Origin of the sequence: Streptomyces reniochalinae, from assembly GCF_003323735.1 — a bacterium.
Taxonomy (GTDB): domain Bacteria; phylum Actinomycetota; class Actinomycetes; order Streptomycetales; family Streptomycetaceae; genus Streptomyces; species Streptomyces reniochalinae.
In genome coordinates this window covers 178,989-203,149 of record NZ_QOIM01000037.1, presented here as the reverse complement: position 1 = coordinate 203,149, position 24,161 = coordinate 178,989, and the positions used below count along the sequence as shown (strand labels likewise).

The window sequence follows — 24,161 nt, the reverse complement described above, 5'->3', positions numbered from 1 at the left end:
CGTGGCACGGCGCACCCTCCTGAGACGAGGTCTTCTCGTGGCGCGTGGACCCTGACGCGGAGGGCCTCTCGTGACACGGGCAAGGCCCCGGCTCGGTGTCCGAGCCGGGGCCTTGCCCGTCACTGCCTGGTGGGTCCGGTGGGTCCCGAGGGGGGAGCGCTCACTCCCTGCGGCCGTTGGGGCCCGCGATCCAGTTTCCGGTGTCTCCCGTGTCGCCCGTATCGCCGGAGTCGCCGCCCGGACCCCCGCCGGGCCCGCCGTTGTCGTTGCCCCCGTCGGGCGGATCGCCGCCGCCCCCGTCCTGGCCGTTGTCGTCGTCGCACGTGGGGTCGAGCGGCGGACAGCTGGTGTTGGACTCCGACGGCGACTCGGAAGGCGACTCGGAAGGCGACTCGGACGGGCTCTCGCTGGGATCCTCCGTGGGGGAGGGAGGTGGCGAGGAATGGGTGGGTGTCGGGTCGGGGCTCGCGCCGGGCCCGTACACCTTCTCGCCGATGGGCTCCGCCTTCGGGAAGTTCTTCACGCCCGTGCCCTCGAGCGCGTCCTTCATGTACGAGGTCCAGATCTCGGCGGGGAAGGACGCACCGTGGATCTTCTTCTGACCGCCGGTGCCGAACATCTTCAGGAACTTGCGGTTCTTGACCGAGGCGTCGTCGTTGAGGCGCCACATGCCCACCGCTGTCGACAGCTGCGGGGTGTACCCGACGAACCACGCCGACTTGTTGCCGTCCGTCGTACCCGTCTTGCCGGCCGAGGGACGGCCCAGGCCCTGGGCCACGCTGCCGGTACCGCCCGGCGCGGTGACGTCGGTGAGCACGTCGGTGACGTTGTTGGCCACCTGCGGGGTGAACGCCTGCTCCTTCTTGTGCGTCGGCAGGGAGAGCTTCTCGCCCTTCTGGCCGATGACCTTCTTGACCGAGTACAGGTCGTTGCGCTTGCCCTCGGCGGCGAAGGTGCCGTAGGCGCCCGCCATGCGGATCGCGCTCGGGGTGGAGATACCGAGGGAGAAGGAGGGGCTGTTCGACTGGTTGAGACTGGATCCCAGCAGCCCCGCCTCCTCGGCGCTCGAACGCACGGTGGGGATGCCGATGTCCATGCCGAGTTGCACGTACGGCGAGTTCACCGAGTGCTTCATGGCCTCGCGCAGGTTGATCCGGTAGCCGTCGTCCTTGGCTCCGTAGTCGTGGCCACCGTCGTTGGTCTGGCGCCAGTACTCGCCTTCCTTGTTCTTCCAGATCTCCCCGTTGTAGTCGCGGATCAGCAGCTTGTTGCGGCCGTCGTAGTAGCTGGTGTCCGGGTTGACCAGGTGCCGCGCGTCCGCCGACTGTGTCTCCGGGCCGTTGCGGTCCCGTACGCCCTTGCTCATGGCCGACGCCAGCACGAAGGGCTTGAACGTCGAGCCGACGGGCACACCCGTGTCGTCCGCGTTGTTGGTGAAGTGCTCGATGTAGTCCTTGCCGCCGTAGATCGCGACGATCTTTCCGTCCGCCGGGCTGACGGAGGCGCCGCCGAACTGGACGTGCGAGTCCAGGTCGGGCCGCTTCTTCGGGTCGATGTTCTCCTTGTAGACCTTGTTGACCGAGTCCCGCAGCGCGAACGTCTTCTTCTTGTCGAAGGTCGTGGTGATCTGGTAGCCGCCGCGGTTGAGCTCCTCGCGGGTGAGGACGTCGTTGTTGACCAGGTACCTGTTGGCCAGGTCGATCAGGTAGCCCTTCTGGCCCCGCTTGTCCATCGCCTTCTTCGGCGGCTTGATGGTCGGCAGGCCGTCGGCGATGACCTTCTTCGCCGTCGACTTCTTCATCTTGCCGATCTCCGCCTCGCGGTGGATGACCGAGCGCCACTTCTGTAGCGACCGGGCCTTGTTCGCCCCCTGGTCGCCCTCGTAGGGGTCGTACAGGGCGGCGCCGTTCAGCAGCGTCGTCAGATAGGCGCCTTCCGAGGCGTCGATCTTGTCCACGTCCTTGCCGAAGTACGCCTGGGAGGCCGCCTGGACGCCGAACGCGCCGCGGCCGAAGTAGGCGGTGTTGAGGTAGCCCTCCAGGATCTCGCCCTTGTCCATCGTGGCGCCGGCCTTGATGGAGATGAACAGCTCCGTGACCTTGCGCTTGATGGTCTGGTCCTGGGTCAGGTAGTTGTTCTTGACGAACTGCTGGGTGATCGTCGAGCCGCCCTGGGTGTCACCGCCGGTCGCCATGTTGAAGGCCGCGCGCGCGATGCCCATCGGGTCGATGCCCGAGTCCTCCCAGAACGTCTCGTTCTCCGAGGCGACCACCGCCTGCTGGAGAGGCTGGGGCATCTGGCTCAGCGGGACGTTCTGCCGGTTCTTCTCGCCCTCGGCGCCCGCCACGGCCATCCGGTCGCCGTTGGACCAGTAGTAGACGTTCGTCTGCGAGCGGGCGTCGGCCTTGGCCTGGTCGGGGACCTCCACCATCCACAGCCCGATGGCGAAGGCGACGATGAGGAGCCCGACGAAGCCGAAGAAGGAGCCGGTGACCAGCTTCCAGGACGGCAGCCAGCGCCGCACGCCCGACTTGTTCGCACGCGGGTAGTCGATGAAGCGCTTGCGCTCGGGGCCCCCGCCCCCGCGCCCGCGCCCACCGCCGGCCCTGCGGCCGTTTGGGGCGCCGACCGCGGCCGAGGCGGCGCGCCGCCGTCCGCCGCCCTGGGCGGCCTTGCGGGCCGCCGCACGGCCTTGGTACGCCTGCGGCTCGCTCCGGTCGCCGTGCGCGTCACCAGGGGCGGAGGCCGGCCCTCCGCCGTGGCCGCGCTGAGCCGCCCGGCGTCCGGAGGACGGTGGCGGCTGGGCCGCGCGACGGCCGCGCCCCTGCGGCGGCTTTCGACGGTTTCCGCTCATTGGAACAGCTACTCCTCGGGCAGGCGGCCGTAGCGCCTGAAGGTGGCAGTTGGCTTCTGGTCCCCCCGAGTGCACCGGGCGGACGGTTCCGCCTCACCCGCGCGCACTGCACCCAGGACGAGGACGCGTTCGTACGTCGCACGGTTCCCGGTGGTCTGCACACGCGACAGACTACGCAGCTCCAAAACCTCCCTTACGGCGTATTCGCCTTATTCGACGCAAAGCAGCTGCGGTGAATCGGTGATGTGAGTCCCTTCACGGACCCCCCTCTTGTCGCACCCGAAGGGCCGTTCTATCGTCGTGATGTATCGAGTCGATACATCAGAGCGAGACACGTGCCGCGACGAGCGCGGGACGGCCGGAGACCGGACGGAGGTGGCGGCCTGTGAGCAGACGCTCGGGCGTCCTCGAGTTCGCCGTCCTCGGCCTGCTCCGCGAGTCCCCCATGCACGGATACGAGCTGCGCAAGCGGCTCAACACCTCGCTCGGCGTCTTCCGTGCCTTCAGCTACGGCTCGCTCTACCCCTGCCTCAAGGCGCTCGTGCAGCGCGGATGGCTGGTGGAGGAGCCGAGCGCCCAGCCCGAGGAGCAGCTGAACCCCCGCGCGCAGGCGGGTTCGCTCGCCGGGCGGCGGGCGAAGATCGTCTACCGGCTGACGGCCGAAGGCAAGGAGCACTTCGAGGACCTGCTCTCCCAGACGGGTCCCGATACCTGGGAGGACGAGCACTTCGGCGTCCGCTTCGCCTTCTTCGGCCAGACGTCGCGCGACGTGCGCATGCGCGTACTGGAAGGACGCCGCAGCCGGCTGGAGGAGAGACTCGCGAAGATGCGCGCCTCTTTGGCCCGTACGCGCGAGCGCCTCGACGACTACACGCTCGAACTCCAGCGCCACGGCATGGAATCCGTGGAGCGGGAGGTCCGCTGGCTCACCGAGCTCATCGAGAGCGAACGCAAGGGGAGCGAGCGGGCGGGCCAGGAGAGCACGAGGCGCCCGGCGCGCGAGACCGGTTCGGACCGTCCCTCGTCGGGTCCGTCCGACAACACCGACAGATGAGGTCCGCGCACCGCCGCGGCCTCAGCGAGAACACACAGGGAGCAACCGGAATGGGTTCGGTTCGCGTAGCCATCGCCGGCGTGGGCAACTGCGCCGCATCGCTGGTGCAGGGCGTCGAGTACTACAAGGACGCCGACCCGGACAGCAAGGTCCCGGGTCTGATGCACGTCCAGTTCGGCGACTACCACGTGCGCGACATCGAGTTCGTCGCCGCCTTCGACGTCGACGGCAAGAAGGTCGGACTCGACCTCGCCGAGGCGATCGGCGCCAGCGAGAACAACACGATCAAGATCTGCGACGTGCCGCCGGCCGGTGTGCCCGTGCAGCGCGGTCACACCTACGACGGCCTGGGCAAGTACTACCGCGAGACCATCGAGGAGTCCGACGCCGAGCCCGTCGACGTCGTCAAGGCGCTCAAGGACGCGCAGGCCGACGTCCTGGTCTGCTACCTGCCCGTCGGCTCGCAGTCCGCCGTCGAGTTCTACGCGCAGTGCGCCATCGACGCCGGTGTCGCCTTCGTCAACGCGCTGCCCGTCTTCATCGCCGGCACCAAGGAGTGGGCGGACAAGTTCACCGCCGCCGGTGTGCCGATCGTCGGCGACGACATCAAGTCCCAGGTCGGCGCCACCATCACGCACCGCGTGATGGCCAAGCTGTTCGAGGACCGCGGCGTCATCCTGGACCGCACGATGCAGCTCAACGTCGGCGGCAACATGGACTTCAAGAACATGCTGGAGCGGGAGCGGCTGGAGTCGAAGAAGATCTCCAAGACGCAGGCCGTCACCTCCCAGATCCCCGACCGCGACCTGGGCGCCGACAACGTGCACATCGGCCCCTCCGACTTCGTCGCCTGGCTGGACGACCGCAAGTGGGCCTACGTCCGCCTGGAGGGCCGCGCCTTCGGTGACGTGCCGCTGAACCTGGAGTACAAGCTCGAGGTGTGGGACTCCCCCAACTCGGCCGGCGTCATCATCGACGCGCTGCGCGCCGCGAAGATCGCCAAGGACCGCGGCATCGGCGGCCCGATCCTCTCGGCGTCCTCGTACTTCATGAAGTCGCCGCCGGTCCAGTACTTCGACGACCAGGCCCGCCAGAACGTGCAGGACTTCATCGAGGGCAAGTCCGAGCGCTGACGCGCGCCGCTGTGGCCTGACCGGCACGGGTGAGGGGCTGCCCCGGCTGTCCGCTGCCGCCTGCACCGCCGTCGTGGTCACCCGCGCGGTTCCCCGCGCCCCTTGAAGGGGCGCGGGGAACCGCGCGACAAGCCACAACGCGTCCGCAGTCTGCGACGAGACACACAGGGGCATCCCCTTTCCAGCAGGGGCAGCCTCGAAGCGACCGCTCAGCGGTCCACCGTGCGGTCGACCGTCGTCGTGGTGTGGCGCAGGATCGCCGTCAGCTCCTCGCCGACGTGCGGCTCGGGGGCGTCGGCGGGCACGAAGAGGATGGAGACCTGCATGTGCGGGGGCTCCGCGAACCAGCGCTGCTTGCCCGCCCACACGAAGGGGGACAGGTTGCGGTTCACGGTCGCCAGCCCCGCGCGGGCCACGCCCTTGGCGCGGGAGGTCATGCCGTGCAGCGCCTTGGGGGACTCCAGGCCGACCCCGTGCGAGGTGCCGCCCGCGACGACGACCAGCCAGCCGTCCCCCGGCGCCTTGGCCTGCCGGTAGCCGAACCTGTCGGTCTTGGTCACCCGCGTCACGTCCAGGATGGCGCCCCGGTACTCCGTCGCGTCGTGGTCGCCCAGCCACAGCCGGGTGCCGATCCGGGCGCGGAAGCGGGTCTGCGGGAACTGCTGCTGGAGGATGGCGAACTCCTGCGGCTTGAGGTGGCTGACGAACATCGTCTCCAGCGGCAGCCGGGCGGCCCGCAGCCGGTCCATCCAGCCGATGACCTCCTCCACGGCGTCCGAGCCGTCGGCCCGGTCCAGCGGCAGGTGGATCGCGAAGCCCTCCAGGCGCACCTCGTCGATCGCGGCGTGCAGCCGGGGCAGGTCCTGCTCGGTGACCCCGTGCCGCTTCATGCTGCTCATCACCTCGATGACGACCCGCGCCCCGCGCATGAGGCCCACGCCCTCCACCGAGGAGACCGAGCGGACGGCACGGTCCGGCAGCGGCACCGGCTCCTCGTTCTTGCGGAACGGGGTGAGCACCAGCAGGTCCCCGCCGAACAGGTCCTTCGTGCGGGCCGCCTCGTAGGTCGTGCCGACGGCCAGGATGTCGGCGCCGAACTTGGTGGCCTCGTCGGCCAGCCGTTCGTGGCCGAAGCCGTAGCCGTTGCCCTTGCAGACCGGAACGATCCCCGGGAACTGCTGGATCATCGACTGCTGGTGCGCCCGCCAGCGATCGGTGTCGACGTAGAGGGAGAGCGCCATGGCCGGTAGGGAACCTTTCTCGATCGGGTCGTCGGTCGTCGGGCCCGTCGTCGACGGGGCGGGGTGGCGGACCGCCGGAGGGCTCAGCGTCGCGACATGTACATGTCGAGCGCCTTGTGCAGCAGCTTGTTGAGCGGGAAGTCCCACTCGCCGAGGTACTCCGCCGCCTGCCCACCGGTGCCGACCTTGAACTGGATCAGGCCGAACAGATGGTCGTTCTCGTCGAGGGAGTCGCTGATGCCGCGCAGGTCGTAGACGCTCGCCCCCAGCGCGTAGGCGTCCTGGAGCATCCGCCACTGCATCGCGTTCGACGGCCGCACCTCACGCTTGTGGTTGGCCGAGGCACCGTAGCTGTACCACACGTGACCACCGACGACGAGCATCGTGGCCGCCGAGATCCGCTCGCCCTCGTGCTCGGCGAAGTACAGCCGCATCCGGTGCGGGTCCTCCGCGTTCAGCACGTTCCACATGCGCTGGAAGTACGCCTTGGGGCGGGGCCTGAACCTGTCGCGCTCCGCGGTGATCTCGTACAGGCGCTGCCACTCGTCCAGGTCGTACGGGTTGGCCATGTTGCCCTGGACCACCTGCACGCCGGCCTTGTCGGCCTTCTTGATGTTGCGGCGCCACAGCTGGTTGAAGCCCTTGTGGACGTCCTCCAGCGAACGGCCCTCCAACGGCACCTGAAAGACGTAACGCGGCTGGACGTCGCCGAACCCCGCGCCGCCGTCCTCGCCCTGCTGCCAGCCCATCCTGCGCAGCTTGTCGGACACCTCGAAGGCGCGCGGCTCGATGTGCGTGGCCTCGATGTCGCGCAGCCGCTTGACGTCCTGGTCCTGGATGCCCTTCTTGATCGCGGCCGCGTCCCAGCGCCGGATCACCACCGGCGGGCCCATTTTCACCGAGAACGCGCCCTGCCCCTTGAGGTGGTCCAGCATGGGGCGCAGCCACTCGTCCAGGTTGGGCGCGTACCAGTTGATGACCGGGCCCTCCGGCAGGTACGCCAGATAGCGCTTGACCTTCGGCAGCTGGCGGTAGAGCACCAGCCCCGCGCCCACCATCTGCCCCGTACGCTCGTCGAACCAGCCCAGGCTCTCCGCGCGCCACTCGTTCTTCACGTCCGCCCACGCGGGCACCTGACAGTGGCTTGCCGAGGCCAGGCTCTGGACATACGCCAGATGCTGCTCTCGGCTGATGGTCCTCAGGGTCAGGCTCATGGCGCGACGCTCCTCCGGCGAACTGAGTGATGCTCGCCGGAAGCCTACTGTGCGCCCGGGCGCCCCGTTCGGCCCAGGGCCGCGCCGGATCGGGCGTCCGGCGGCGCTGACGGTGCCCCGGTCGCGCCCCGGCGCCCGCCCGCGAGAGCGCGGCGGCCTCCGCCCCGGCGTGGGGGCCCGCGCTCCGGCGCCGGAACCCCACGTCACGGTGCGGCTACGTCAGGAAACCGCCGTGCATCATGTTGATGTAGAAGCCGACCGCCGCGGCCCCCAGCCCGATGATGGTGACGAACCGTTCACCCGTCGTCGCCGAGATGTACTGACCCCACGCCCCGGTCAGCACGCCGACGATCCCCACCCACGTGCCCGGCACGTGGAGGCCGGGCCACCAGGCGCAGACCACCGAGACGACCCCCAGCACCAGCGCTGCGGTCGCCAGGGAGTTCTCCTTCGGGTGACGTCGGCCGTCGGAGTTCAGATAGGAGAGAGGATGGGTCCACCGGACTGCCTGTGCCATAGGGCACCTCCTGAGGCGAGCTCCTGCTCCTGCGGCGCGCGGCGCGAACTGTAACGCCGCTCACACCTGTGGTGTCCAGATTGCTCCGGGTTGCCCTCGGATTTCAACCGGAAGGGCGCGGGAAGGTAGGCTGGCCCGTCTGTGCCGCTTCCGGAACTCCCTTCCGGCGGGTGGCACGGCACAACGCATCACGACCCTCCTGCCACGGAACGACCGTGGCCGCTGAGTCCAGAGGAGGTGGGTTCCACATGCGTCACTACGAGGTGATGGTGATCCTCGACCCCGACCTGGAGGAGCGCGCTGTCGCCCCCCAGATCGAGAGCTTCCTTTCCGTCGTCCGCGAGGGCAACGGCAAGGTCGAGAAGGTCGACACCTGGGGCCGTCGTCGTCTCTCCTACGAGATCAACAAGAAGCCCGAGGGCATCTACTCGGTCATCGACCTCCAGGCCGAGCCTGCTGTGGTCAAGGAGCTCGACCGGCAGATGAACCTGAACGAGTCCGTCCTGCGGACCAAGGTCCTGCGCCCGTCGACCCACTGAGGCCGACCCCCGAGTAACCGAGCAGCACCTCCACCACGCGGCAGCACCACCGCCGCGTACCCCAGCACCACAGCAGCCAGCAGCACGCCGAGAGGTTCCCCCATGGCAGGCGAGACCGTCATCACGGTCGTCGGCAATCTCGTCGACGACCCCGAGCTGCGCTTCACCCCTTCAGGTGCGGCGGTCGCGAAGTTCCGTGTCGCGTCCACCCCCCGCACCTTCGACCGCCAGACCAACGAGTGGAAGGACGGCGAGAGCCTCTTTTTGACCTGCTCGGTCTGGCGGCAGGCGGCGGAGAACGTCGCCGAGTCCCTCACCAAGGGCACCCGCGTCGTCGTGCAGGGCCGCCTCAGGCAGCGCTCGTACGAGGACCGGGAGGGCATCAAGCGCACGGTCTACGAGCTGGACGTCGACGAGGTCGGCGCCAGTCTCCGCAACGCCACGGCCAAGGTCACCAAGACTAGCGGCCGCGGCGGTCAGGGCGGCGGCTTCGGCGGCGGCGGCGGTGGCCAGGGTGGCGGCTGGGGCGGTGCCTCCGGCGGACCCGGCGGTCCGCAGGGCGGCGGCGCCCCCGCGGGCGACCCGTGGGCCACGGGCGCCCCGGCCGGCGGCGGTCAGGGCGGTGGCGGCGGCTGGGGCGGCGGCCCCGGCGGCAACGGTGGCGGCTACTCGGACGAGCCACCCTTCTGAGCGAACTCATAGGAGTAGACAATGGCGAAGCCGCCTGCTCGCAAGCCGAAGAAGAAGGTTTGCGTGTTCTGCAAGGAGAAGATCTCCTACGTCGACTACAAGGACACGAACCTGCTGCGGAAGTTCATCTCCGACCGCGGCAAGATCCGTGCCCGCCGGGTCACCGGCAACTGCACCCAGCACCAGCGTGACGTCGCCACGGCTGTGAAGAACAGCCGTGAGATGGCGCTGCTGCCCTACACCTCGACCGCGCGCTAAGGAAAGGGTGACCGAATCATGAAGATCATCCTGACCAACGAGGTCTCCGGTCTCGGTGCCGCGGGCGACGTCGTCGAGGTCCGCGACGGATACGCCCGCAACTACCTCGTCCCCCGCGGTTACGCCATCCGCTGGACCAAGGGCGGCGAGAAGGACGTCGAGCAGATCCGTCGCGCCCGCAAGATCCGCGAGATCGCGACGATCGAGCAGGCCAACGAGATCAAGGGCCGGCTCGAGGGCCTGCGCGTCGGCCTGCAGGTGCGCGCCGGAGACCAGGGCCGCCTGTTCGGCTCCGTGACCCCGGCCGACATCGCCGACGCGATCAGGACGTCGGGCGGACCCGACGTCGACAAGCGCCGCATCGAGGTGGGCTCGCCCATCAAGTCGCTCGGCGCCCACCAGGTGTCCATCCGGCTGCACGCCGACGTGGCCGCCACGGTGAACGTGGACGTCGCCGCGTCCTGACAAGAGTCCGGCTCATCGAGAGCGCAGCTCTTCACGAAAGGGCCGCACCCCTTGGGGTGCGGCCCTTTCGCCGTGTTCGCGGTGCTTCCGCCCAGGCGGTTCAGGGCGTGCGGACGGCGCCGGTGACCAGCCAGCGGCCCGAGCGGGTGCGCAGGGCGAGGGTGACCAGGCGGGTGCCCATCATCAGGCCCGCGACGGTCCACCACAGCGCGGTCAGGCCACCGCCGAGAGTGGGGACGAGGAGCGCGATGGGGGCGAAGACGGCGAGGGTCACCAGCATGGCGCCCGCCAGGTAGGGGCCGTCGCCGGCCCCCATGAGGACGCCGTCGAGGACGAAGACCACGCCGGCGACGGGCTGGGTGACGGCGACGACGAGGAGGACAGGCGTCAGCTGGTCGATGACGGCGCCGTCGGTCGTGAACACCGGCATGAACAGGGGCCGCACGAGGGCGACCAGCGCGCCGAGCACCACGCCGGAGACGGCGCCCCACAGGATCATGCGGCGGCAGGCGGCCCGGGCACCGTCGGCGTCGGAGGCCCCGAGGTAGCGGCCGATGATGGCCTGGCCCGCGATGGCGATGGCGTCCAGCGCGAAGGCCAGCAGCGACCACAGGGTGAGGGTGATCTGGTGGGCGGCGATGTCGGCGTCACCCAGCCGGGCCGCGACGGCGGTCGCGATCATGAGGACGGCCCGCAGCGAGAGCGTACGGATCAGCAGGGGGACGCCGGCGCGGCCGCTGGCGCGGATACCGGCGAGGTCGGGGCGCAGGGAGGCGCCGTGCCGCCGGGCGCCGCGTACGACCACGGTGAGGTAGACGAGGGCCATGCCCCACTGGGCGATCACGGTGCCCCAGGCGGAGCCCGCGATGCCCAGTCCTGCGCCGTAGACCAGGAGCGCGTTGAGGGCGGCGTTGGCGCCGAAGCCGCCGACGGCGACGTACAGCGGGGTCCTGGTGTCCTGGAGGCCGCGCAGCACGCCCGTCGCGGCGAGAACGATGAGCATGGCGGGGATGCCGAGGGCGCTGATACGCAGATAGGTGGTGCCGTAGGGGGCGGCGGTGGCGGAGGCGCCGAAGGCGTCGATGAGCCAGGGCGCTGTGGGCACGACGGCGGCGATCACCAGCGCGCCGAGCAGCAGGGCGAGCCAGATGCCGTCCATGCCCTGGCGCAGCGCCGCGGGGAGGTCGTCGGCGCCGAGGCGGCGGGCGACGGCCGCCGTGGTGGCGTAGGCGAGGAAGACGAAGATGTTGACGCCGGTTTGCAGGAGCGCCGCGGCGACGCCGAGGCCGGCGAGTTGGGGGGTGCCGAGGTGGCCGACGATGGCGCTGTCGACCATGACGAAGAGGGGCTCCGCGACGAGCGCGCCGAAGGCGGGGAGGGCGAGCGCGATGATCTCACGGTCGTGGCGTCGCACGTCGGTGCGCGTGGTCGGGGAAGCGGGGCTCATGGGTTCGATCCAAACATCCACAGGTAATGAGTGCAAGGGGCTACTGCCGCTTACCGGGTGGTGTACAGGACAGGCTTGTGCACCCTCGGTGACACTCCTGCGCGCGGAGGGGTGAAGTTTTTTCCCCGCACAGCCGGTGGACGGCAAAACCGCAGGTCATACGGGAAGCCTGGAGGGATCGTACGAGTAATCCACAGCGCTGTCCCCCGACTCGTGCACAGCTTTCGGCGACTTCTCCACAGCTTGGCCCCGACTGTCCACACCACCCTGTGGATAAGGTGATTGGCTGAACCGCGCGGGCCGCCTACGGTGTACCAGCGCGCGCCCGCCGTTCCCCGTTTCTTCACCGGCCGACCGACGTGCCGTAACCCGGGATGAGGCGCTTCGACTGCCAGCCTTTTGTCAGTGCTGTGCCGTAAGACTGTGCCGTACGACGGAGCCGTGGGAGGAGGCGAGGCGGGTGACGCAGCAACCCGAACAGGTGGAGGACCCCTGGGCCGCCGACCTCGCGGCCGAGGAGGGCTTCCCCGTCGCCCGGTCGGGCGGCCGAGGCGGCGACGGGTACGGATACGCGGGCGGCAACGGCTCCCGAGGTCCCCGCGGGGGCCGCGGCGGTGACGAGCGGTCAGGCGGCCTGCCCGAGCAGCACGAGCGCGGCCCCGAAGGCCCACCCGGCGGCTTCGAGCGGGTGCCCCCGCAGGATCTGGAGGCGGAGAAGTCCGTACTCGGCGGCATGCTGCTGTCCAAGGACGCCATCGCCGACGTCGTCGAGACCCTCAAGGGCCCGGACTTCTACCGGCCCGCGCACGAGACGGTCTACCAGGCCGTCCTCGACCTCTACGCCAAGGGCGAGCCCGCCGACCCCATCACCGTCACCGCCGAGCTGACCCGCCGCGGCGAGATCGGCCGCGTCGGCGGCCCCGGCTACGTCCAGTCGCTCGTCCAGGCGGTGCCCACCGCGGCCAACGCGCTCTACTACGCGGAGATCGTCCGCGAACGCGCGGTGCTGCGCCGCCTCGTCGAGGCCGGCACCCGCATCACCCAGATGGGTTATGCCGCGGACGGCGACGTCGACGACATCGTCAACGGCGCCCAGGCCGAGATCTACGCCGTCACCGAGCAGCGCACCTCCGAGGACTACCTCCCCCTCGCCGACATCATGGAGGGCGCCCTCGACGAGATCGAGGCCATCGGCTCCCGCAGCGGCCAGATGACCGGCGTCCCCACCGGCTTCACCGACCTGGACTCCCTCACCAACGGCCTCCACCCGGGCCAGATGATCGTCATCGCGGCCCGCCCGGCCATGGGCAAGGCCCTCGCGCTCGACACCCCGCTGCCCACGCCCACAGGGTGGACCACCATGGGCGAGGTGAGGACCGGTGATCACCTGATCGACGCGGCGGGGAAGCCGACCCGTGTCGTGGCCGCGACCGACGTGATGACGGACCGGCCCTGTTTCAGGATGACTTTCGACGACGGTACTTCCGTCATCGCCGACGCGGACCATCAGTGGCTCACCGGCACCCGGGCTTCCCGCGAGTCGGCGCAAGCGGCAGCAGCCGAGCACGACCGCCACCGCGAGCAGCACACCTCCGCCTCGGTCAGGACGACCAAGGAGATCGCCGCCACGCTGCACTGCGTCACGGGGGACCAGCGCGGGAACCACACGGTGGACAACGCGGACCCTCTCGCTCTCCCGCACCGTGACCTGCCCATCCCCCCTTACACCCTGGGGGCGTGGCTGGGGGGCGGCAACACCGACGCCGCCCGCACGGGGGAGCAGGAGAGCCTTCTCGGCACGCTCGGCGACATCGGCGTTCTGTACGACAAGCACATCCCGCAGGAGTACCTGCGTGGTTCGGTGACCCAGCGAAGGGAACTGCTCGCTGGACTGCTGGAGGCCGACGGAACGGTCACGAACGCCGGATCGGTGCGGTTCACGGCCACGCACAAGGCGCTGGCGCAGGGGTTCCGCGAACTGGCCGTCAGCCTCGGCTATCGCTGCGCTGTGCGAACCGAGCAGGGCAAGGGCGGCTCTGCCGGGTCATCCACCGCCTACCAGGTGACCTTCGAGCCGACCGACGACGTGTTCGGACCGGGACGCAAGCGGCGCGTGCACCGGGAGCGCAGGGGCTCCGGCACCCCGGGGCTCACGCAACGCCTCATCACCGACGTCCAGGAGATCGAGAGCGTTCCGGTCCGATGCGTGCAGGTGGACAATCCGGATCGGCTGTATCTGGCCACCCGCTCCATGATCCCCACCCACAACTCCACCCTCGCTCTCGACTTCGCCCGCGCCTGCTCCATCAAGCACGCCATGCCCAGCGTGATCTTCTCGCTGGAGATGGGGCGCAACGAGATCGCCATGCGGCTGCTGTCCGCGGAGGCGCGGGTGGCCCTGCACCACATGCGGTCCGGGTCGATGACGGACGAGGACTGGACGCGGCTGGCCCGGCAGATGCCCGGCGTCACCGACGCGCCGCTCTACATCGACGACTCGCCGAACCTGTCGATGATGGAGATCCGCGCCAAGTGCCGCCGGCTCAAGCAGCGCAACGACCTCCAGCTGATCGTCATCGACTACCTCCAGCTGATGCAGACGGGCGGCTCCCGCCGCCCCGAATCCCGTCAGCAGGAGGTCTCGGAGATGTCCCGGAACCTCAAGCTGCTGGCCAAGGAGCTGGAGGTGCCGGTCATCGCCCTCTCCCAGCTCAACCGAGGCCCCGAGCAGCGCACGGACAAGAAACCCATGGTCTCCGACCTGCGTGAATCGGGCTCCATCGAACAGGATGCCGACATGGTCATCCTCCTCCACCGCGAGGACGCCTACGAGAAGGAGTCTCCCCGCGCCGGCGAGGCCGACCTGATCGTCGCCAAGCACCGCAACGGCCCGACCGCCACCATCACCGTCGCCTTCCAGGGCCACTACTCCCGCTTCGTGGACATGGCGCAGACCTGACGCCCGGGTTGCAGGACCCTCAGGTCTCGTGCTCGCGTCTCGCGGTCGGTGGCCAGTCGGAGACCGAGGGGGCGAAGCCCTCATGTTCCGCGGGTCCGGGGCTTGAGGAAGCGGCACGTTCCCCAGACGGCAGCCCAGCGACACGGGCTGGGACGACGAGAAGAGGCGGGCGGCCGTGCCGGGAACAGCGGGGCCGGCCGGAAGCGTTGCATCGATCGGGCGAGCGGCGCGGCTCGGGCGCGGAACTCGGAGGCCGCACGTCGTCCGCCTCGACAGAATCCGGGTCCCGGGCTCGCGGTACGCCCGCCGCGCACTCGAACCAAGACGTCGCAGGAGGACTGCTTGAAGACCGACCGGCCCTTGACGCTCATGGCCGTACACGCCCACCCCGACGACGAGGCCACCTCGACCGGAGGAGTCCTCGCCCGGTACGCGGCGGAAGGCATCCGCACGGTGCTCGTGACGTGCACCGACGGCGGCTGCGGTGACGGCCCGGGGGGTGTGAAGCCGGGCGATCCCGGGCACGACCCCGCCGCCGTCGCACTGATGCGCCGTCAAGAACTCACGGCGAGCTGCGACGTCCTCAAGGTCAGCGATCTGGAGATGCTGGACTACGCCGACTCCGGGATGACGGGCTGGCCGAGCAACGACGCCCCCGGATCCTTCTGGCAGACCCCCGTGGAGGAAGGCGCGGCCCGACTCGCGGAACTCATGCTGCACTACCGGCCCGACGTGGTCGTCACCTACGACGAGAACGGCTTCTACGGCCATCCCGACCACATCCAGGCCCACCGCATCACGATGGCGGCGCTGGAGAGGACCGGGCTGACACCGAAGGTGTACTGGACCACGATGCCCCGCTCGGGGATGCGGCGGTTCGGCGAGATCGCGCGCGAGTTCGATCCGGACATGCCGGAGCCGGATCCTGCCGAGGCTGCCGCGATGGCCGAGCTCGGCCTCCCCGACGATGAGATCACCACGTGGGTGGACACCACCGCGTTCAGCGGCCAGAAGTTCGACGCGCTGGCCGCGCACGCCAGTCAGGGCGAGAACATCTTCTTCCTCAGGATGGGCAAGGAGAGGTTCGGCGAGTTCATGGGTATGGAGACCTTCCTACGGGTCCGGGGCGCCACCGGCGCGGCGGTACCCGAGAAAGATCTCTTCGCCGGACTGCGCTGATCCACTCATCCGGACAGGAGCCCCGGGGGGCGCGTGGGCGAGCGCGGGTGGTGGTCTCGGGGCCGCTCAGGGCGAGTGGGTGGCGGTTCGGGGAGAGGTCCAGCTTGCGAGGAGGCCGAGGGCGCGTTTCGAGGGGGAGCCGGGTTCGGCGGTGTAGACGTACAGGGTCGTGTCGGGGTCTCCGGGGAGGGTGAGGGTCTCGTACTCGACGGTGAGGTCGCCGACGAGGGGGTGGCACAGGCGTTTGGAACCGTGGGTGCGTTGATGGACGCGGTGCTGCTCCCACCAGGTGTCGAACGCGTGGCTGCGTGCGCGCAGGTCGGCGATGAGGGCGGCGGTGGCCTGGTCTTCGGGGTCGCGGCCTGCGTCGAGACGCAGACTCTCCACCGCGGCGCGCGCCTGGTCCTCCCAGTCCGTGAACAGCGCGCGGGCGTCGTCGTCGAGGAACATCCAGCGCGCGTAGTTGCGCTCCCGGTGCGGCAGCTGTTCGAAGTCGGCGAACAGGGCGCGCGCCATGCGGTTGGCGGCGAGGATGTCGGTACGGCGGCCGAGGACGAGGGCCGGCTCGCCGTCGAGGGCGTCGAGGAGCTGGTGGAGGCCGTGGCGTACGCGCTGGACGCGTCCTGGGCGCCGGCGGGCCGGGGCAGCGGCCACGCCGAGGAGGTCACGCAGGTGGGCCCTGCCTGCCTCGTCGAGGGCGAGGGCGCGGCCGATCGCCTCGATCACGGCCGGTGAGGGCGTGATGTTCCTGCCCTGTTCGAGGCGGGTGTAGTAGTCGGTCGAGACTCCGGCCAGGCGTGCCACCTCTTCCCTGCGCAGGCCAGGGACGCGACGGACGCGGCTGTCCGAGGGCAGGCCGGACCTGGACGGGTCGCTCTGGCCCCGGGCCCGTTTCAGGAAATCGGCGAGTTCATGGTTCTTGTCTGCCACACCCTCCAGTGTCGGGGACGGTGCCGGCTCGTGGCCGTCCCTGTGCGTCCTGGGTCCGGCCGTCCTGGGTTCGGCCGTCCACGGTTGCGCAGGGCGTGGTATGCGCCCCCGCCGGCGCTGGGCGCGGCACAGGGTGGAGGGGTGCCGAGCGGGTTCTCCGTGCGGCCGTCCCGTCCCCTCAAGAGGAACCGTGTGCCCATGAGCAAGATTCTGATCGTCATGTCCGCCGCCAGTGGCTGGGAGCGTACCGACGGCTCGGTCTATCCGACCGGCTACTGGGCCGAGGAGCTGGCCGCCCCGCACGCGAGGTTCGTCGAGGCCGGTCACACGGTCGACTTCGCTTCCCCCGGCGGGGTCCTACAGCCGCTCGACCGGCACAGTGCCGACCCCGAGGTCGCCGGTGCGGACTGCGCCTCTCACGTGGCACACGCGCAGAAGGCGCTCCGGGAGTTCGGGCCGCTGCTGAAGCTGGACGAGGCCGACATCGACGACTACGCCGCGGTGGTGCTTCCCGGCGGTCACGGTCCGGTCGTGGACCTCCACCAGGACGCTGATCTCGGCCGTCTGCTGACAGCCGCCGACGCGGCGGACAAGCTCGTCGGAGCTGTCTGTCACGGCCCCGCCGCCCTGCTCAGCGCGGTGGACGCGGAGGGGCGGTGGCTGTTCGCCGGCCGTGAGATGGCCGCGTTCACCGACGAGGAGGAACGGCTGTTCGGCACGGCCGAGGGCGCTCCCTGGCTGCTGGCCGCCCGGCTGAGGGAGAGGGGCGCCGTGCACGTCGAAGGGCCTGCCTACGAGCAGTTCAACGTGCGGGACCGCAACCTGTTCACCGGGCAGAACCCGGCCTCCAGCACCCGCATGGCCGAGGACATGATCGCCGCCCTCGGCTGAGCGGGGCGCCGGGCGCCTCGTCGGCGGCCCGCGCGCTGCCCCGGCACGGGGCGGGGCGGGCGCTGCCCCGGCACGGCGGCGGGTCTGCGCGCGGGCCCGCCGCCCACGGACTGTCACGCGACGTCGAGCAGGACATCTCCGACGACGCCTTGTGCGGGCGCGGTGTGGGCACGGCAGCGCGCGCCGGCGCGGCCTCGGCGGGACTGCTGGCCGTGGCGACGGGCCGGCGAGCTGCCGGGTCGCCGGGTTACCGGCTGCCCGTAGTCGTAGTCGGAGCCGGATCCGGACCCGGAGGCCCCGGCGGCACGGGTGCGGTGGGTGTGCCCGGTGTGGCGGGCCGGGTGCGCACCAGCATGATCGCGGACACCGCGGCGAGGGCGAAGAGCACGCCCGCCATCACGGGCAGGCACCTGTCAGCACCTGTCACAGGCAGACATCTGTCACGGGCAGGCACTCGGTGAGCAGGTCGACGATGTCGCGCCAGGCCCGCCGCGCGTGGAGCGGGTGGTGACCGACGCCGGGGACGGCGTCGTGGTCGACCGGCGGATGGTGGAAGGCGTGCAGGGCACCGCCGTACACGACGAGGCGCCAGTCGACGCCCGCGGCCTGCATCTCGGCGGCGAACGCGGCCCGCTGCTCGGCGGACATGATCGGGTCCTGCGATCCGACCCCGGCCCACACGGGACAGCGGATGCGCGCCGCCTCGCCGGGCCGCCCCGTGGTCAGCGCGTTGACCGTACCGATCGCCCGAAGGCCGACGCCCCCGCGCCCGAGCTCCAGTGCGACCGCGCCCCCGGTGCCGTAGCCGATGGCGGCGATCCGGTCGGGGTCGGCCCGCGGCTCGGCACGGAGCACGTCGAGCGCCGCACGGCCGATACCCCGCATCCGGTCGGGTTCTGCGAGCAGCGGCGTGCAACGGGCCAACATCTCCTCGGGGGCGCTCAAGTAGCGTCCGCCGTGCAGGTCGAAGGCCAGCGCCACGTACCCCGACTCGGCGAGCGCGTCGGCCCGGCGGCGTTCGACGTCGCTGAGCCCCATGCCCTCGGGGCCGACCAGCACCGCGGGCCGACGGCCGGTACCGGCGGGGAGCGCGAGGTGCCCGGCCATCGTCAGGCCGTCGGCCGGATACGCGACCGTGCGCGTGGTGATCGCTGCCATGGGAACCGGACCCTAGCGAGTACCGAGCCACCCGGACCGCCCTTTCGCCACGGGCGGACGAGCACGACGGACGAGTACAGGCGGGCGCCTGCGGGTGGGCACGCCTGACACGAGGGCGGTTGGCTGGCACGGTGGTCGCGTCGCACACGGAGGCGGCGCAGCGGCACCCGGAGGGGGCGGAACGACATGGCTGAAGCTCGCGGACCCGCGCTGACGACCGTCAACATCAGCGCGCCGGATCCAGGCAGCCTCGCCCGCTTCTACCAGCGGCTTCTCGACTGGGACATCGAGGCCGAGGAGCCGGACTGGATCCTGTTGCGGGCGGCCGACGGCGGAGTGGGCCTCGCCGTGCAGCGGGAGGAGAACCACGTCCGCCCCCGCTGGCCCGCCGCCGGGCCGTCCGACCAGCAGATGATGATGCACCTCGACATCCGCGTCGACGACCTGGAGAGCGCCGGAGCCGAAGCTGCCGCGCTGGGGGCGGTCCTGGCCGATCACCAGCCGCAGGAAGACGTCCGTGTCTGGCTCGACCCCGCAGGGCATCCCTTCTGCCTCTGGCTGGCCGACTGACCGCCGCGCCTTCGCGTGCCCTCGCGTGGCCTCAGGTCTGGCGCAACTCGGCCGATTTCGCCGTGCGTTGTGCGTGGACGTCTGCGCGGCGGTCCTCCATCTGCCGTAGTGCCTCCTTGCGGTCCCGCTTGGAGAGCCGGTCCAGGTACGTGCGGCCGAAGAGGTGGTCGGTCTCGTGCTGGAGGCACCGGGCGAAGTAGCCCGTCCCCTCGATGACGAGCGGGGTGCCGTCCTTGTCGAACCCGCGAGCGACGGCGCGGTCGGTGCGGGGCACCGTCAGGGAGGCGCCGGGGACGGACAGGCAGCCCTCGGAGTCGTCGAGGAGCCGCCGGTCCGGCGCCTCGGGCAGTTCGAGAGTGGGGTTGACGAGGTGGCCGACGTGCCGCACCCCGTCGTCGTCGGGGCAGTCGTAGACGAACAGCCGCAGGCCGACGCCCACCTGGTTGGCGGCGAGCCCTGCGCCGTCGGCCACGTACATCGTCGCGAACATGTCGTCGATCAGTGCCGACAGGTCGCTGGAGCCGAAGGCGGTCACCTCCCGGCACGGTCGGTGCAGGACCTCCTCACCCACTTCGGTGACCCGGCGCACCGCGCCCCGCTCCGCCTCGGGTGCGCGCGCCGGGTAGGACGCGACCGGCTCGCCCTGGACGTGGACCCGCCGGTCGAGGAACCGGGACCGCTCGCGACGAACAGGCATCGCTGTCTCCCTTTCTGTGCGCGCCCCACGGCGCTGCGCACGCCCCACGGGCCAGGCGGACCTCGCCGCGCCCGATGTCGCCGGCGTGGACCGGACCCCTTGCCCGCCACTTGCCAGCGATTTTGCAAAGTAGCAGACTTTGCAAAGTGACTGAAGACGACCTCGCCCCCACACCCCGGCACGCACCCGGCGCCGGCGACCAACTGCGCGAGCACGAGGTCCGCACGGCCCTGCTGGAGCTCCTCGCCGAGGTGGGCGCCGTCACCGCGACCGAAGCGGCCGGGCGGCTGGGCTACAGCTCAGGGCTCTGCTCCTTCCATCTACGCCAGCTCGCGCGCCACGGACGCATCGAGGAGGCCCCGCACACGGGCGGCCGCGCCCGGCCCTGGCGCCTGCGGCGAGAGCCGCGGGCCGCCGGCACCTCCCCCGCCCAGTCCGGCGCTTCTCACGCCGAGTTCGGCGCTCTGGCCCGGGGCTTGGAGGACGAGAGCTGGCAGCGGTGGCTCGCCCAGCGGGACCTGGCGCCGGACGCATGGCGCCAGGAGGAGGCCTTCAGCGCCGTCGCCTACCTGACCCCCGAGGAGATGACCCGGGTCGCGGACGCCGTGCGACGGGCACTGGCCCCCTACCAGGACCGCGAGCAGCGTCCGCTGGCCCGCCCGGAGGGCGCCCGCCCCGTCGCCCTCATCACCCGGCTCTTCCCCCTCCTTCCCCATGGGACGGACGAGGGGGAGCGCGGGCTGGACGGCCGACCGGATGCCACGTCCTGAGCCGGGTGTTTCCTTCGCTTGTGTCTGGCTGTGGGGTAAAGGCTCCCCGGAGTGTGGCGGGATCGTGCCGTCCCGTTGCGATCTCCAGGGGTCGTTGTCAGTGGCGTGGGGCATGCTTGCTGGCATGAGTGTGGATGCGGTCGAGGTTGCCGGTGTGGGCGTGGGCGCGGGGGAGTTGGGGCGGATAGACGGTGGGCTGGGCCGGCTCGAGTGGGCCCTGCGGGAGTCCTGGGGCGCGGACACGTGCTCGCCGGACGACCTGGCCCGCGCCGGCTGGAGCCCGGCCAACCCCTCCTGGGGCCAGTGCGATGTCACCGCCCTGGTGGTGCACGATCTGCTGGGCGGCGAGCTGATGTGCGGGGAGGTGTACGCGGCCAACGGCGAGCAGCAGGGATTCCACTGGTGGAACCGGCTGCCGGGCGGGCGTGAGATAGACCTCACGCGGGATCAGTTCCGTGCCGGCCAGGTCGTCACGGAGGGCGTCACCGTGCCGCGCCCGGTGGGCCGCCCGCTGCGCCGGGCCGCGGAGTACACGCTGTTGCGCGGTCGTGTGCGGGCCCGGCTCGGCAGGTGACGGCGAAGCGGCGGGGCGGTCCTCACCCGGCGGCGACGCGGCGGAGCCGGCGCGCAGCGTCGCGCTCGGCCCCAAGGACGTTGTCGGCATCCTCGACGACCTGGAGGGTGACGGCTACGTGCGCCGCGAACCGCACCCGGCGGACCGGCGCAAGAACGCCGTACGGCTGACCGAGGACGGCGAGCGACTGCTCGCACGGTGCGCCGTCGCGGCCGAGCGGGCGAACGACCTTCTGCTGGAGGGCTTCAGCGCACGCGAGCGCGCCGTGTTCCTGTCGATGCTTAAGCGCGCGCCAGGGTGTGAGTGCCGGCACGCCGCCTGGGCGCCGTCCGTACCGGCGTACCGGCGTACCGACGCCGGCTACCGGACCGGCGTCAGACCAGCGGCATCTTGAAGCCGAGGTGCGAGGCCTCGAAGCCGAGCCGCTCGTAGAAGCGGTGCGCGTCGACGCGGGTGGCGTCGGAGGTGAGCTGCACCAGTACGCAGTCCTGGCGGCGTGCCTCGGCGATCGCCCACTCGATGAGCCAGGTGCCCAGGCCCTCGCCCCGGGCGTCGGCGTGGACGCGTACGGCCTCGATCAGCGCGCGGGCGGCTCCGCGGCGGGACAGGCCGGGGATGACGGTCAGGTGCAGCGTGCCGACAGGCTTGCCGTCGCGTTCGGCGACGACCAGGTGCTGCCGCGGGTCGGGGTCGATGCGGCTGAACGCGGCGCGGTAGGGGGCCATGTCGGCAGGCGTCTCGCGAGCGGCCCCGAGCGGGTCGTCGGCGAGCATGGCGACGATCGCGGGGAGATCCTCGGCTGTGGCCCTGCGCACGGTGAACCCCGCGTCGGGCGACTCGGTGGGGGACTCGGCGGGCGCGGCCGAGCCGGTGGATGCGGTGCTCATCCTCCGCACTTTACGCCCCGTGCGGCGCCGGTCGACCGGTTACGCCGGTGCCGGGGCGAGTTCGCGGACGGCGGCGACCAAGGGGGCGAGTTCGGGCCGCTCCTCGGCTGAGTTGAGGGCTTCCTCGAGCGCCGCGTCGTGCGTGGGGCGGGCGGCTTCGAGGAGGGTGTGCCCCTCTTCGGTGACGTCCGTGTAGATGCCGCGCCGGTCCTCGGGGCACAGGCAGCGGCGCAGCAGGCCGCGGTCCTCGAGCCGGGTGACGAGCCGGATGGTCGCGCTCTGGCTCAGGACGACGGCTTCGGCCAGGTGGTGCATGCGGAAGTGGCCGCCGTCCCCGTCGTGCTGGACGCTGAGGACGTTCAGCAGGGAGAACTCGCGGACGCCCAGCTCGTGTCCGGCCTGGAGGGCGCGCCGATGATGACGCAGGCCGCCGGATACGCCAGGGGGGTCAGCCGTCCCCGCGTGCCCCTGCGCCGGTACCCGCCAGGGCTGAGCGCGCCACGCGACGCGTGGGGGCGGCGGCCCGGTGGCGCCGCCCCCGCGCCGTCAGTCCCCACGGCTTGAGGACGGAGATCACCGTCATGAAGACGTACGCGCTCAGGGAGATGGCGGGCGGGATCACCAGCTCCAACGGCAGTACGGGCCGCCCCGCCACCACGTCGGCCACCGTGCTGTCGATCCGTACGCGGAAGGCCAGCACGCTCGCCAGCGCGGCGGCGGTGGTGAGCCAGAACTTGATCCACACCCACCAGTGCCGGGCCAGCCCCCACTTTGTGCCCAGGGAGAGGAGGACCCCGGTGCCCAGGGTGAGCAGGGCGAGCGGGCCGACGAGCCAGTCGCCGTACACCTTCATGGAACGGTAGGAGGCCTCCGTCACCGCCGGGGAGCCGGTGAGCGCCGCGGTGAGGCCGAGTGCCAGCAGGCACAGCGTCATGCCCAGCCAGCCGGCCGAGGCGCAGACATGGAGAGCGAGGGTGCCTCTTCGGGCACGTCGGGTCAGTCGCCGCATACCGCCGAGTCTGTGCACGGCGGGCCCCGGCGGCGTCTGACGGCGGGAGTATCCGCGGCTACTCGCGGCCGAGTACGGCGGGGCGCCCGCCGCGTTCGCCGGGCAGGGCGGGGCGCCCGCCGCGTTCGCCGGGTACGGCGACGCGTTCGCCGGGTACCGCAAGGCTCGCTCGCCGCCTCGGGTGCGGTACGCCGGTGGCGGGCTCGTACGATCGCGGGTATGGACCCGGCTGAGTACGTGAGCGCACCACAGGCGCCGGGACGACGGCGCCCCCGACTCCACCTCTTCGACCTCGACGGCACTCTGCTGTACGGCTCAGCGGCCGCCGTCGAGATCGCGCAGCAGCTCGGCGTCGAGCGGGAGATCCGGGCACTGGAACTCGCCTTCGCGCAGCGCGAGCTGACCGCGCCGCAGTTCGCCGCGCGGGCGTGCGCGCTGTGGGCGGAGCTGACCGACGAGATCGTCGAGGCGGCCTTCACGGGCGCACCGTGGCTGGCGGGAATCCGGGAGGTCTGGGAACAGATCAGGGCGAAAGGGGAGCACTGCGCGGTGATTTCCCTCTCGCCGGATTTCTTTGTGCGGCGACTACGGGATTGGGGGGCCGACGCTACGCACGGTTCACGCTGGCCGGAGGTCCCCCGCGCAATGCCGAACGGAAGTGCGAGGTATCCCACGCGGCCCGTGGATCCCGCCGGGATTCTCTCTCCGTCCTCGAAGGTGAAGATCGCGCAGGAACTCTGTGCCCAATTCGGGGTGGCGCCCCGCGACTGCGTGGCCTACGGCGACTCCCTCTCCGACGCCGAGCTGTTCGCCACCGTGCCCGTCTCGGTCGCTGTGAACGCCGATGAGCATGTGCGTTCCCTCGCGTCGTACCACTATGCGGGACGCGATCTGCGCGAGGCGTACGGACTGGTTCCGCCGCCACGGTAATTCACTTCGGTGTTCCGAATGGCGGAATTCGCCGGAACGGCGAACGGGGGTTGTGGAGCGAAGCCTTCACGGTATGGTCGGGTCCCTCCCGCATCGTGCCGGAGAACTGCGAAGGTTTCCACGCGCGATGTTCACAGGGGGCGGATTGCCGAAACTTTCGGAACGCGGATGTGCACGCAACATCCGGCAGATGTA

At 70.9% G+C, this 24,161-nt stretch carries 24 protein-coding genes and 1 pseudogene; 14 read left to right on the top strand and 11 right to left on the bottom strand.

What is annotated here, in order from left to right; translation table 11 throughout:
* Window positions 1-160 precede the first annotated feature (160 nt).
* Window positions 161-2,854, bottom strand: coding sequence for a transglycosylase domain-containing protein (locus DQ392_RS18770; protein ID WP_114016781.1), 2,694 nt, complete (start codon window positions 2,852-2,854; stop codon window positions 161-163).
* A 385-nt stretch (window positions 2,855-3,239) separates the two neighbouring features.
* Between DQ392_RS18770 and DQ392_RS18765 the strand changes: the two genes are divergently transcribed.
* Window positions 3,240-3,908, top strand: coding sequence for a PadR family transcriptional regulator (locus DQ392_RS18765; RefSeq protein WP_114016780.1), 669 nt, complete (start codon window positions 3,240-3,242; stop codon window positions 3,906-3,908).
* 50 nt (window positions 3,909-3,958) lie between these two features.
* Complete coding sequence (locus DQ392_RS18760; RefSeq protein WP_114016779.1) at window positions 3,959-5,041, top strand: inositol-3-phosphate synthase; 1,083 nt, start codon at window positions 3,959-3,961, stop codon at window positions 5,039-5,041.
* 209 nt (window positions 5,042-5,250) lie between these two features.
* On the opposite strand, the gene DQ392_RS18755 is transcribed toward DQ392_RS18760, so the two are convergent.
* The 3 genes from DQ392_RS18755 to DQ392_RS18745 form a co-directional block, all read right to left on the bottom strand.
* Entirely contained in the window at window positions 5,251-6,282 is a 1,032-nt protein-coding gene (locus DQ392_RS18755; protein ID WP_114016778.1) for an alanine racemase, read from the bottom strand.
* A gap of 83 nt (window positions 6,283-6,365) precedes the next feature.
* Window positions 6,366-7,496 carry a lipid II:glycine glycyltransferase FemX gene (locus DQ392_RS18750; protein ID WP_114016777.1) on the bottom strand — a complete coding sequence of 377 codons (1,131 nt, stop codon included), beginning with the start codon at window positions 7,494-7,496 and terminating at the stop codon, window positions 6,366-6,368.
* 214 nt (window positions 7,497-7,710) lie between these two features.
* The gene (locus tag DQ392_RS18745) at window positions 7,711-8,013 is read right to left on the bottom strand and encodes a hypothetical protein (protein WP_114016776.1); all 303 of its coding nucleotides are present in this window, start codon (window positions 8,011-8,013) and stop codon (window positions 7,711-7,713) included.
* Window positions 8,014-8,261: 248 nt separating this feature from the next.
* Between DQ392_RS18745 and rpsF the strand changes: the two genes are divergently transcribed.
* The 4 genes from rpsF (at window position 8,262) to rplI (ending at window position 9,965) form a co-directional block, all read left to right on the top strand.
* The gene (gene rpsF / locus DQ392_RS18740) at window positions 8,262-8,552 is read left to right on the top strand and encodes a 30S ribosomal protein S6 (protein ID WP_027739433.1); all 291 of its coding nucleotides are present in this window, start codon (window positions 8,262-8,264) and stop codon (window positions 8,550-8,552) included.
* A 102-nt stretch (window positions 8,553-8,654) separates the two neighbouring features.
* Window positions 8,655-9,242, top strand: coding sequence for a single-stranded DNA-binding protein (locus DQ392_RS18735; RefSeq protein ID WP_114016775.1), 588 nt, complete (start codon window positions 8,655-8,657; stop codon window positions 9,240-9,242).
* Window positions 9,243-9,263: 21 nt separating this feature from the next.
* A complete protein-coding gene (rpsR, locus tag DQ392_RS18730; RefSeq protein ID WP_003978893.1) occupies window positions 9,264-9,500 on the top strand; it encodes a 30S ribosomal protein S18 in 237 nt (78 codons plus the stop codon).
* A gap of 18 nt (window positions 9,501-9,518) precedes the next feature.
* On the top strand, window positions 9,519-9,965 hold the full coding sequence (gene rplI, locus DQ392_RS18725) for a 50S ribosomal protein L9 (RefSeq protein ID WP_114016774.1): 447 nt from the start codon (window positions 9,519-9,521) through the stop codon (window positions 9,963-9,965).
* A 100-nt stretch (window positions 9,966-10,065) separates the two neighbouring features.
* On the opposite strand, the gene DQ392_RS18720 is transcribed toward rplI, so the two are convergent.
* Complete coding sequence (locus DQ392_RS18720) at window positions 10,066-11,412, bottom strand: MATE family efflux transporter (RefSeq protein WP_114016773.1); 1,347 nt, start codon at window positions 11,410-11,412, stop codon at window positions 10,066-10,068.
* 460 nt (window positions 11,413-11,872) lie between these two features.
* On the opposite strand from DQ392_RS18720, the gene dnaB reads away from it, so the two are divergent.
* Both dnaB and DQ392_RS18710 read left to right on the top strand, forming a co-directional pair.
* Window positions 11,873-14,371 carry a replicative DNA helicase gene (gene dnaB / locus DQ392_RS18715; RefSeq protein ID WP_114016772.1) on the top strand — a complete coding sequence of 833 codons (2,499 nt, stop codon included), beginning with the start codon at window positions 11,873-11,875 and terminating at the stop codon, window positions 14,369-14,371.
* A gap of 369 nt (window positions 14,372-14,740) precedes the next feature.
* Window positions 14,741-15,550, top strand: a complete 810-nt coding sequence (locus DQ392_RS18710; RefSeq protein ID WP_114016919.1) for a PIG-L family deacetylase — start codon at window positions 14,741-14,743, stop codon at window positions 15,548-15,550.
* Window positions 15,551-15,616: 66 nt separating this feature from the next.
* On the opposite strand, the gene DQ392_RS18705 is transcribed toward DQ392_RS18710, so the two are convergent.
* Window positions 15,617-16,480: a helix-turn-helix transcriptional regulator gene (locus tag DQ392_RS18705; protein WP_114016771.1), complete on the bottom strand. Its 864-nt coding sequence runs from the start codon at window positions 16,478-16,480 to the stop codon at window positions 15,617-15,619.
* A 198-nt stretch (window positions 16,481-16,678) separates the two neighbouring features.
* Here DQ392_RS18705 and DQ392_RS18700 point away from each other — a divergent pair, with 198 nt between their 5' ends.
* Window positions 16,679-17,371 (top strand): type 1 glutamine amidotransferase domain-containing protein, encoded by a 693-nt coding sequence (locus DQ392_RS18700; RefSeq protein ID WP_114016770.1) that lies wholly within the window; start codon window positions 16,679-16,681, stop codon window positions 17,369-17,371.
* Between the two features lie 423 nt (window positions 17,372-17,794).
* Here DQ392_RS18700 and DQ392_RS18695 read toward each other — a convergent pair whose 3' ends face one another.
* Window positions 17,795-18,529, bottom strand: a complete 735-nt coding sequence (locus tag DQ392_RS18695) for a dienelactone hydrolase family protein (RefSeq protein ID WP_114016769.1) — start codon at window positions 18,527-18,529, stop codon at window positions 17,795-17,797.
* Window positions 18,530-18,715: 186 nt separating this feature from the next.
* Here DQ392_RS18695 and DQ392_RS18690 point away from each other — a divergent pair, with 186 nt between their 5' ends.
* Entirely contained in the window at window positions 18,716-19,099 is a 384-nt protein-coding gene (locus DQ392_RS18690; RefSeq protein WP_114016768.1) for a VOC family protein, read from the top strand.
* Window positions 19,100-19,130: 31 nt separating this feature from the next.
* Here DQ392_RS18690 and def read toward each other — a convergent pair whose 3' ends face one another.
* The gene (gene def / locus DQ392_RS18685) at window positions 19,131-19,796 is read right to left on the bottom strand and encodes a peptide deformylase (protein ID WP_114016767.1); all 666 of its coding nucleotides are present in this window, start codon (window positions 19,794-19,796) and stop codon (window positions 19,131-19,133) included.
* Between the two features lie 146 nt (window positions 19,797-19,942).
* Here def and DQ392_RS18680 point away from each other — a divergent pair, with 146 nt between their 5' ends.
* The 3 genes from DQ392_RS18680 (at window position 19,943) to DQ392_RS34505 (ending at window position 21,534) form a co-directional block, all read left to right on the top strand.
* A complete protein-coding gene (locus DQ392_RS18680) occupies window positions 19,943-20,566 on the top strand; it encodes an ArsR/SmtB family transcription factor (RefSeq protein WP_114016766.1) in 624 nt (207 codons plus the stop codon).
* Between the two features lie 124 nt (window positions 20,567-20,690).
* Complete coding sequence (locus DQ392_RS18675) at window positions 20,691-21,140, top strand: YunG family protein (RefSeq protein ID WP_245981644.1); 450 nt, start codon at window positions 20,691-20,693, stop codon at window positions 21,138-21,140.
* On the top strand, window positions 21,115-21,534 hold the full coding sequence (locus tag DQ392_RS34505) for a MarR family winged helix-turn-helix transcriptional regulator (RefSeq protein WP_181856482.1): 420 nt from the start codon (window positions 21,115-21,117) through the stop codon (window positions 21,532-21,534). The genes DQ392_RS18675 and DQ392_RS34505 overlap by 26 nt, the downstream gene beginning before the upstream one ends.
* On the opposite strand, the gene DQ392_RS18665 is transcribed toward DQ392_RS34505, so the two are convergent.
* The 3 genes and pseudogenes from DQ392_RS18665 to DQ392_RS18655 form a co-directional block, all read right to left on the bottom strand.
* Window positions 21,515-21,913, bottom strand: a complete 399-nt coding sequence (locus tag DQ392_RS18665) for a GNAT family N-acetyltransferase (protein ID WP_425470558.1) — start codon at window positions 21,911-21,913, stop codon at window positions 21,515-21,517. The genes DQ392_RS34505 and DQ392_RS18665 overlap by 20 nt on opposite strands.
* Window positions 21,914-22,066: 153 nt before the next feature.
* Window positions 22,067-22,447 (bottom strand): annotated as a pseudogene (locus tag DQ392_RS18660) (MarR family winged helix-turn-helix transcriptional regulator); the annotation flags it as partial.
* A gap of 28 nt (window positions 22,448-22,475) precedes the next feature.
* Window positions 22,476-23,036: a DUF2269 domain-containing protein gene (locus DQ392_RS18655; protein ID WP_114016763.1), complete on the bottom strand. Its 561-nt coding sequence runs from the start codon at window positions 23,034-23,036 to the stop codon at window positions 22,476-22,478.
* A gap of 219 nt (window positions 23,037-23,255) precedes the next feature.
* Here DQ392_RS18655 and DQ392_RS18650 point away from each other — a divergent pair, with 219 nt between their 5' ends.
* Window positions 23,256-23,966 carry an HAD family hydrolase gene (locus DQ392_RS18650; protein ID WP_114016762.1) on the top strand — a complete coding sequence of 237 codons (711 nt, stop codon included), beginning with the start codon at window positions 23,256-23,258 and terminating at the stop codon, window positions 23,964-23,966.
* Window positions 23,967-24,161 lie beyond the last annotated feature (195 nt).

Bases quoted from the DNA above. Each gene is read 5' to 3' on its own strand.
- DQ392_RS18700 (WP_114016770.1), top strand. From the start codon at position 16,679: ATGAGCAAGATTCTGATCGTCATGTCCGCCGCCAGTGGCTGGGAGCGT.
- DQ392_RS18675 (WP_245981644.1), top strand. From the start codon at position 20,691: ATGAGTGTGGATGCGGTCGAGGTTGCCGGTGTGGGCGTGGGCGCGGGG.
- DQ392_RS18750 (WP_114016777.1), bottom strand. From the start codon at position 7,496: ATGAGCCTGACCCTGAGGACCATCAGCCGAGAGCAGCATCTGGCGTAT.
- DQ392_RS18735 (WP_114016775.1), top strand. From the start codon at position 8,655: ATGGCAGGCGAGACCGTCATCACGGTCGTCGGCAATCTCGTCGACGAC.
- DQ392_RS18745 (WP_114016776.1), bottom strand. From the start codon at position 8,013: ATGGCACAGGCAGTCCGGTGGACCCATCCTCTCTCCTATCTGAACTCC.
- DQ392_RS18710 (WP_114016919.1), top strand. From the start codon at position 14,741: ATGGCCGTACACGCCCACCCCGACGACGAGGCCACCTCGACCGGAGGA.
- DQ392_RS18650 (WP_114016762.1), top strand. From the start codon at position 23,256: ATGGACCCGGCTGAGTACGTGAGCGCACCACAGGCGCCGGGACGACGG.
- rplI (WP_114016774.1), top strand. From the start codon at position 9,519: ATGAAGATCATCCTGACCAACGAGGTCTCCGGTCTCGGTGCCGCGGGC.
- DQ392_RS18755 (WP_114016778.1), bottom strand. From the start codon at position 6,282: ATGGCGCTCTCCCTCTACGTCGACACCGATCGCTGGCGGGCGCACCAG.
- DQ392_RS18655 (WP_114016763.1), bottom strand. From the start codon at position 23,036: ATGCGGCGACTGACCCGACGTGCCCGAAGAGGCACCCTCGCTCTCCAT.
- def (WP_114016767.1), bottom strand. From the start codon at position 19,796: ATGCCTGTTCGTCGCGAGCGGTCCCGGTTCCTCGACCGGCGGGTCCAC.
- DQ392_RS18720 (WP_114016773.1), bottom strand. From the start codon at position 11,412: ATGAGCCCCGCTTCCCCGACCACGCGCACCGACGTGCGACGCCACGAC.
- DQ392_RS18770 (WP_114016781.1), bottom strand. From the start codon at position 2,854: ATGAGCGGAAACCGTCGAAAGCCGCCGCAGGGGCGCGGCCGTCGCGCG.
- DQ392_RS18665 (WP_425470558.1), bottom strand. From the start codon at position 21,913: ATGCTCGCCGACGACCCGCTCGGGGCCGCTCGCGAGACGCCTGCCGAC.
- DQ392_RS18695 (WP_114016769.1), bottom strand. From the start codon at position 18,529: ATGGCAGCGATCACCACGCGCACGGTCGCGTATCCGGCCGACGGCCTG.
- DQ392_RS18690 (WP_114016768.1), top strand. From the start codon at position 18,716: ATGGCTGAAGCTCGCGGACCCGCGCTGACGACCGTCAACATCAGCGCG.
- rpsR (WP_003978893.1), top strand. From the start codon at position 9,264: ATGGCGAAGCCGCCTGCTCGCAAGCCGAAGAAGAAGGTTTGCGTGTTC.
- rpsF (WP_027739433.1), top strand. From the start codon at position 8,262: ATGCGTCACTACGAGGTGATGGTGATCCTCGACCCCGACCTGGAGGAG.
- DQ392_RS18760 (WP_114016779.1), top strand. From the start codon at position 3,959: ATGGGTTCGGTTCGCGTAGCCATCGCCGGCGTGGGCAACTGCGCCGCA.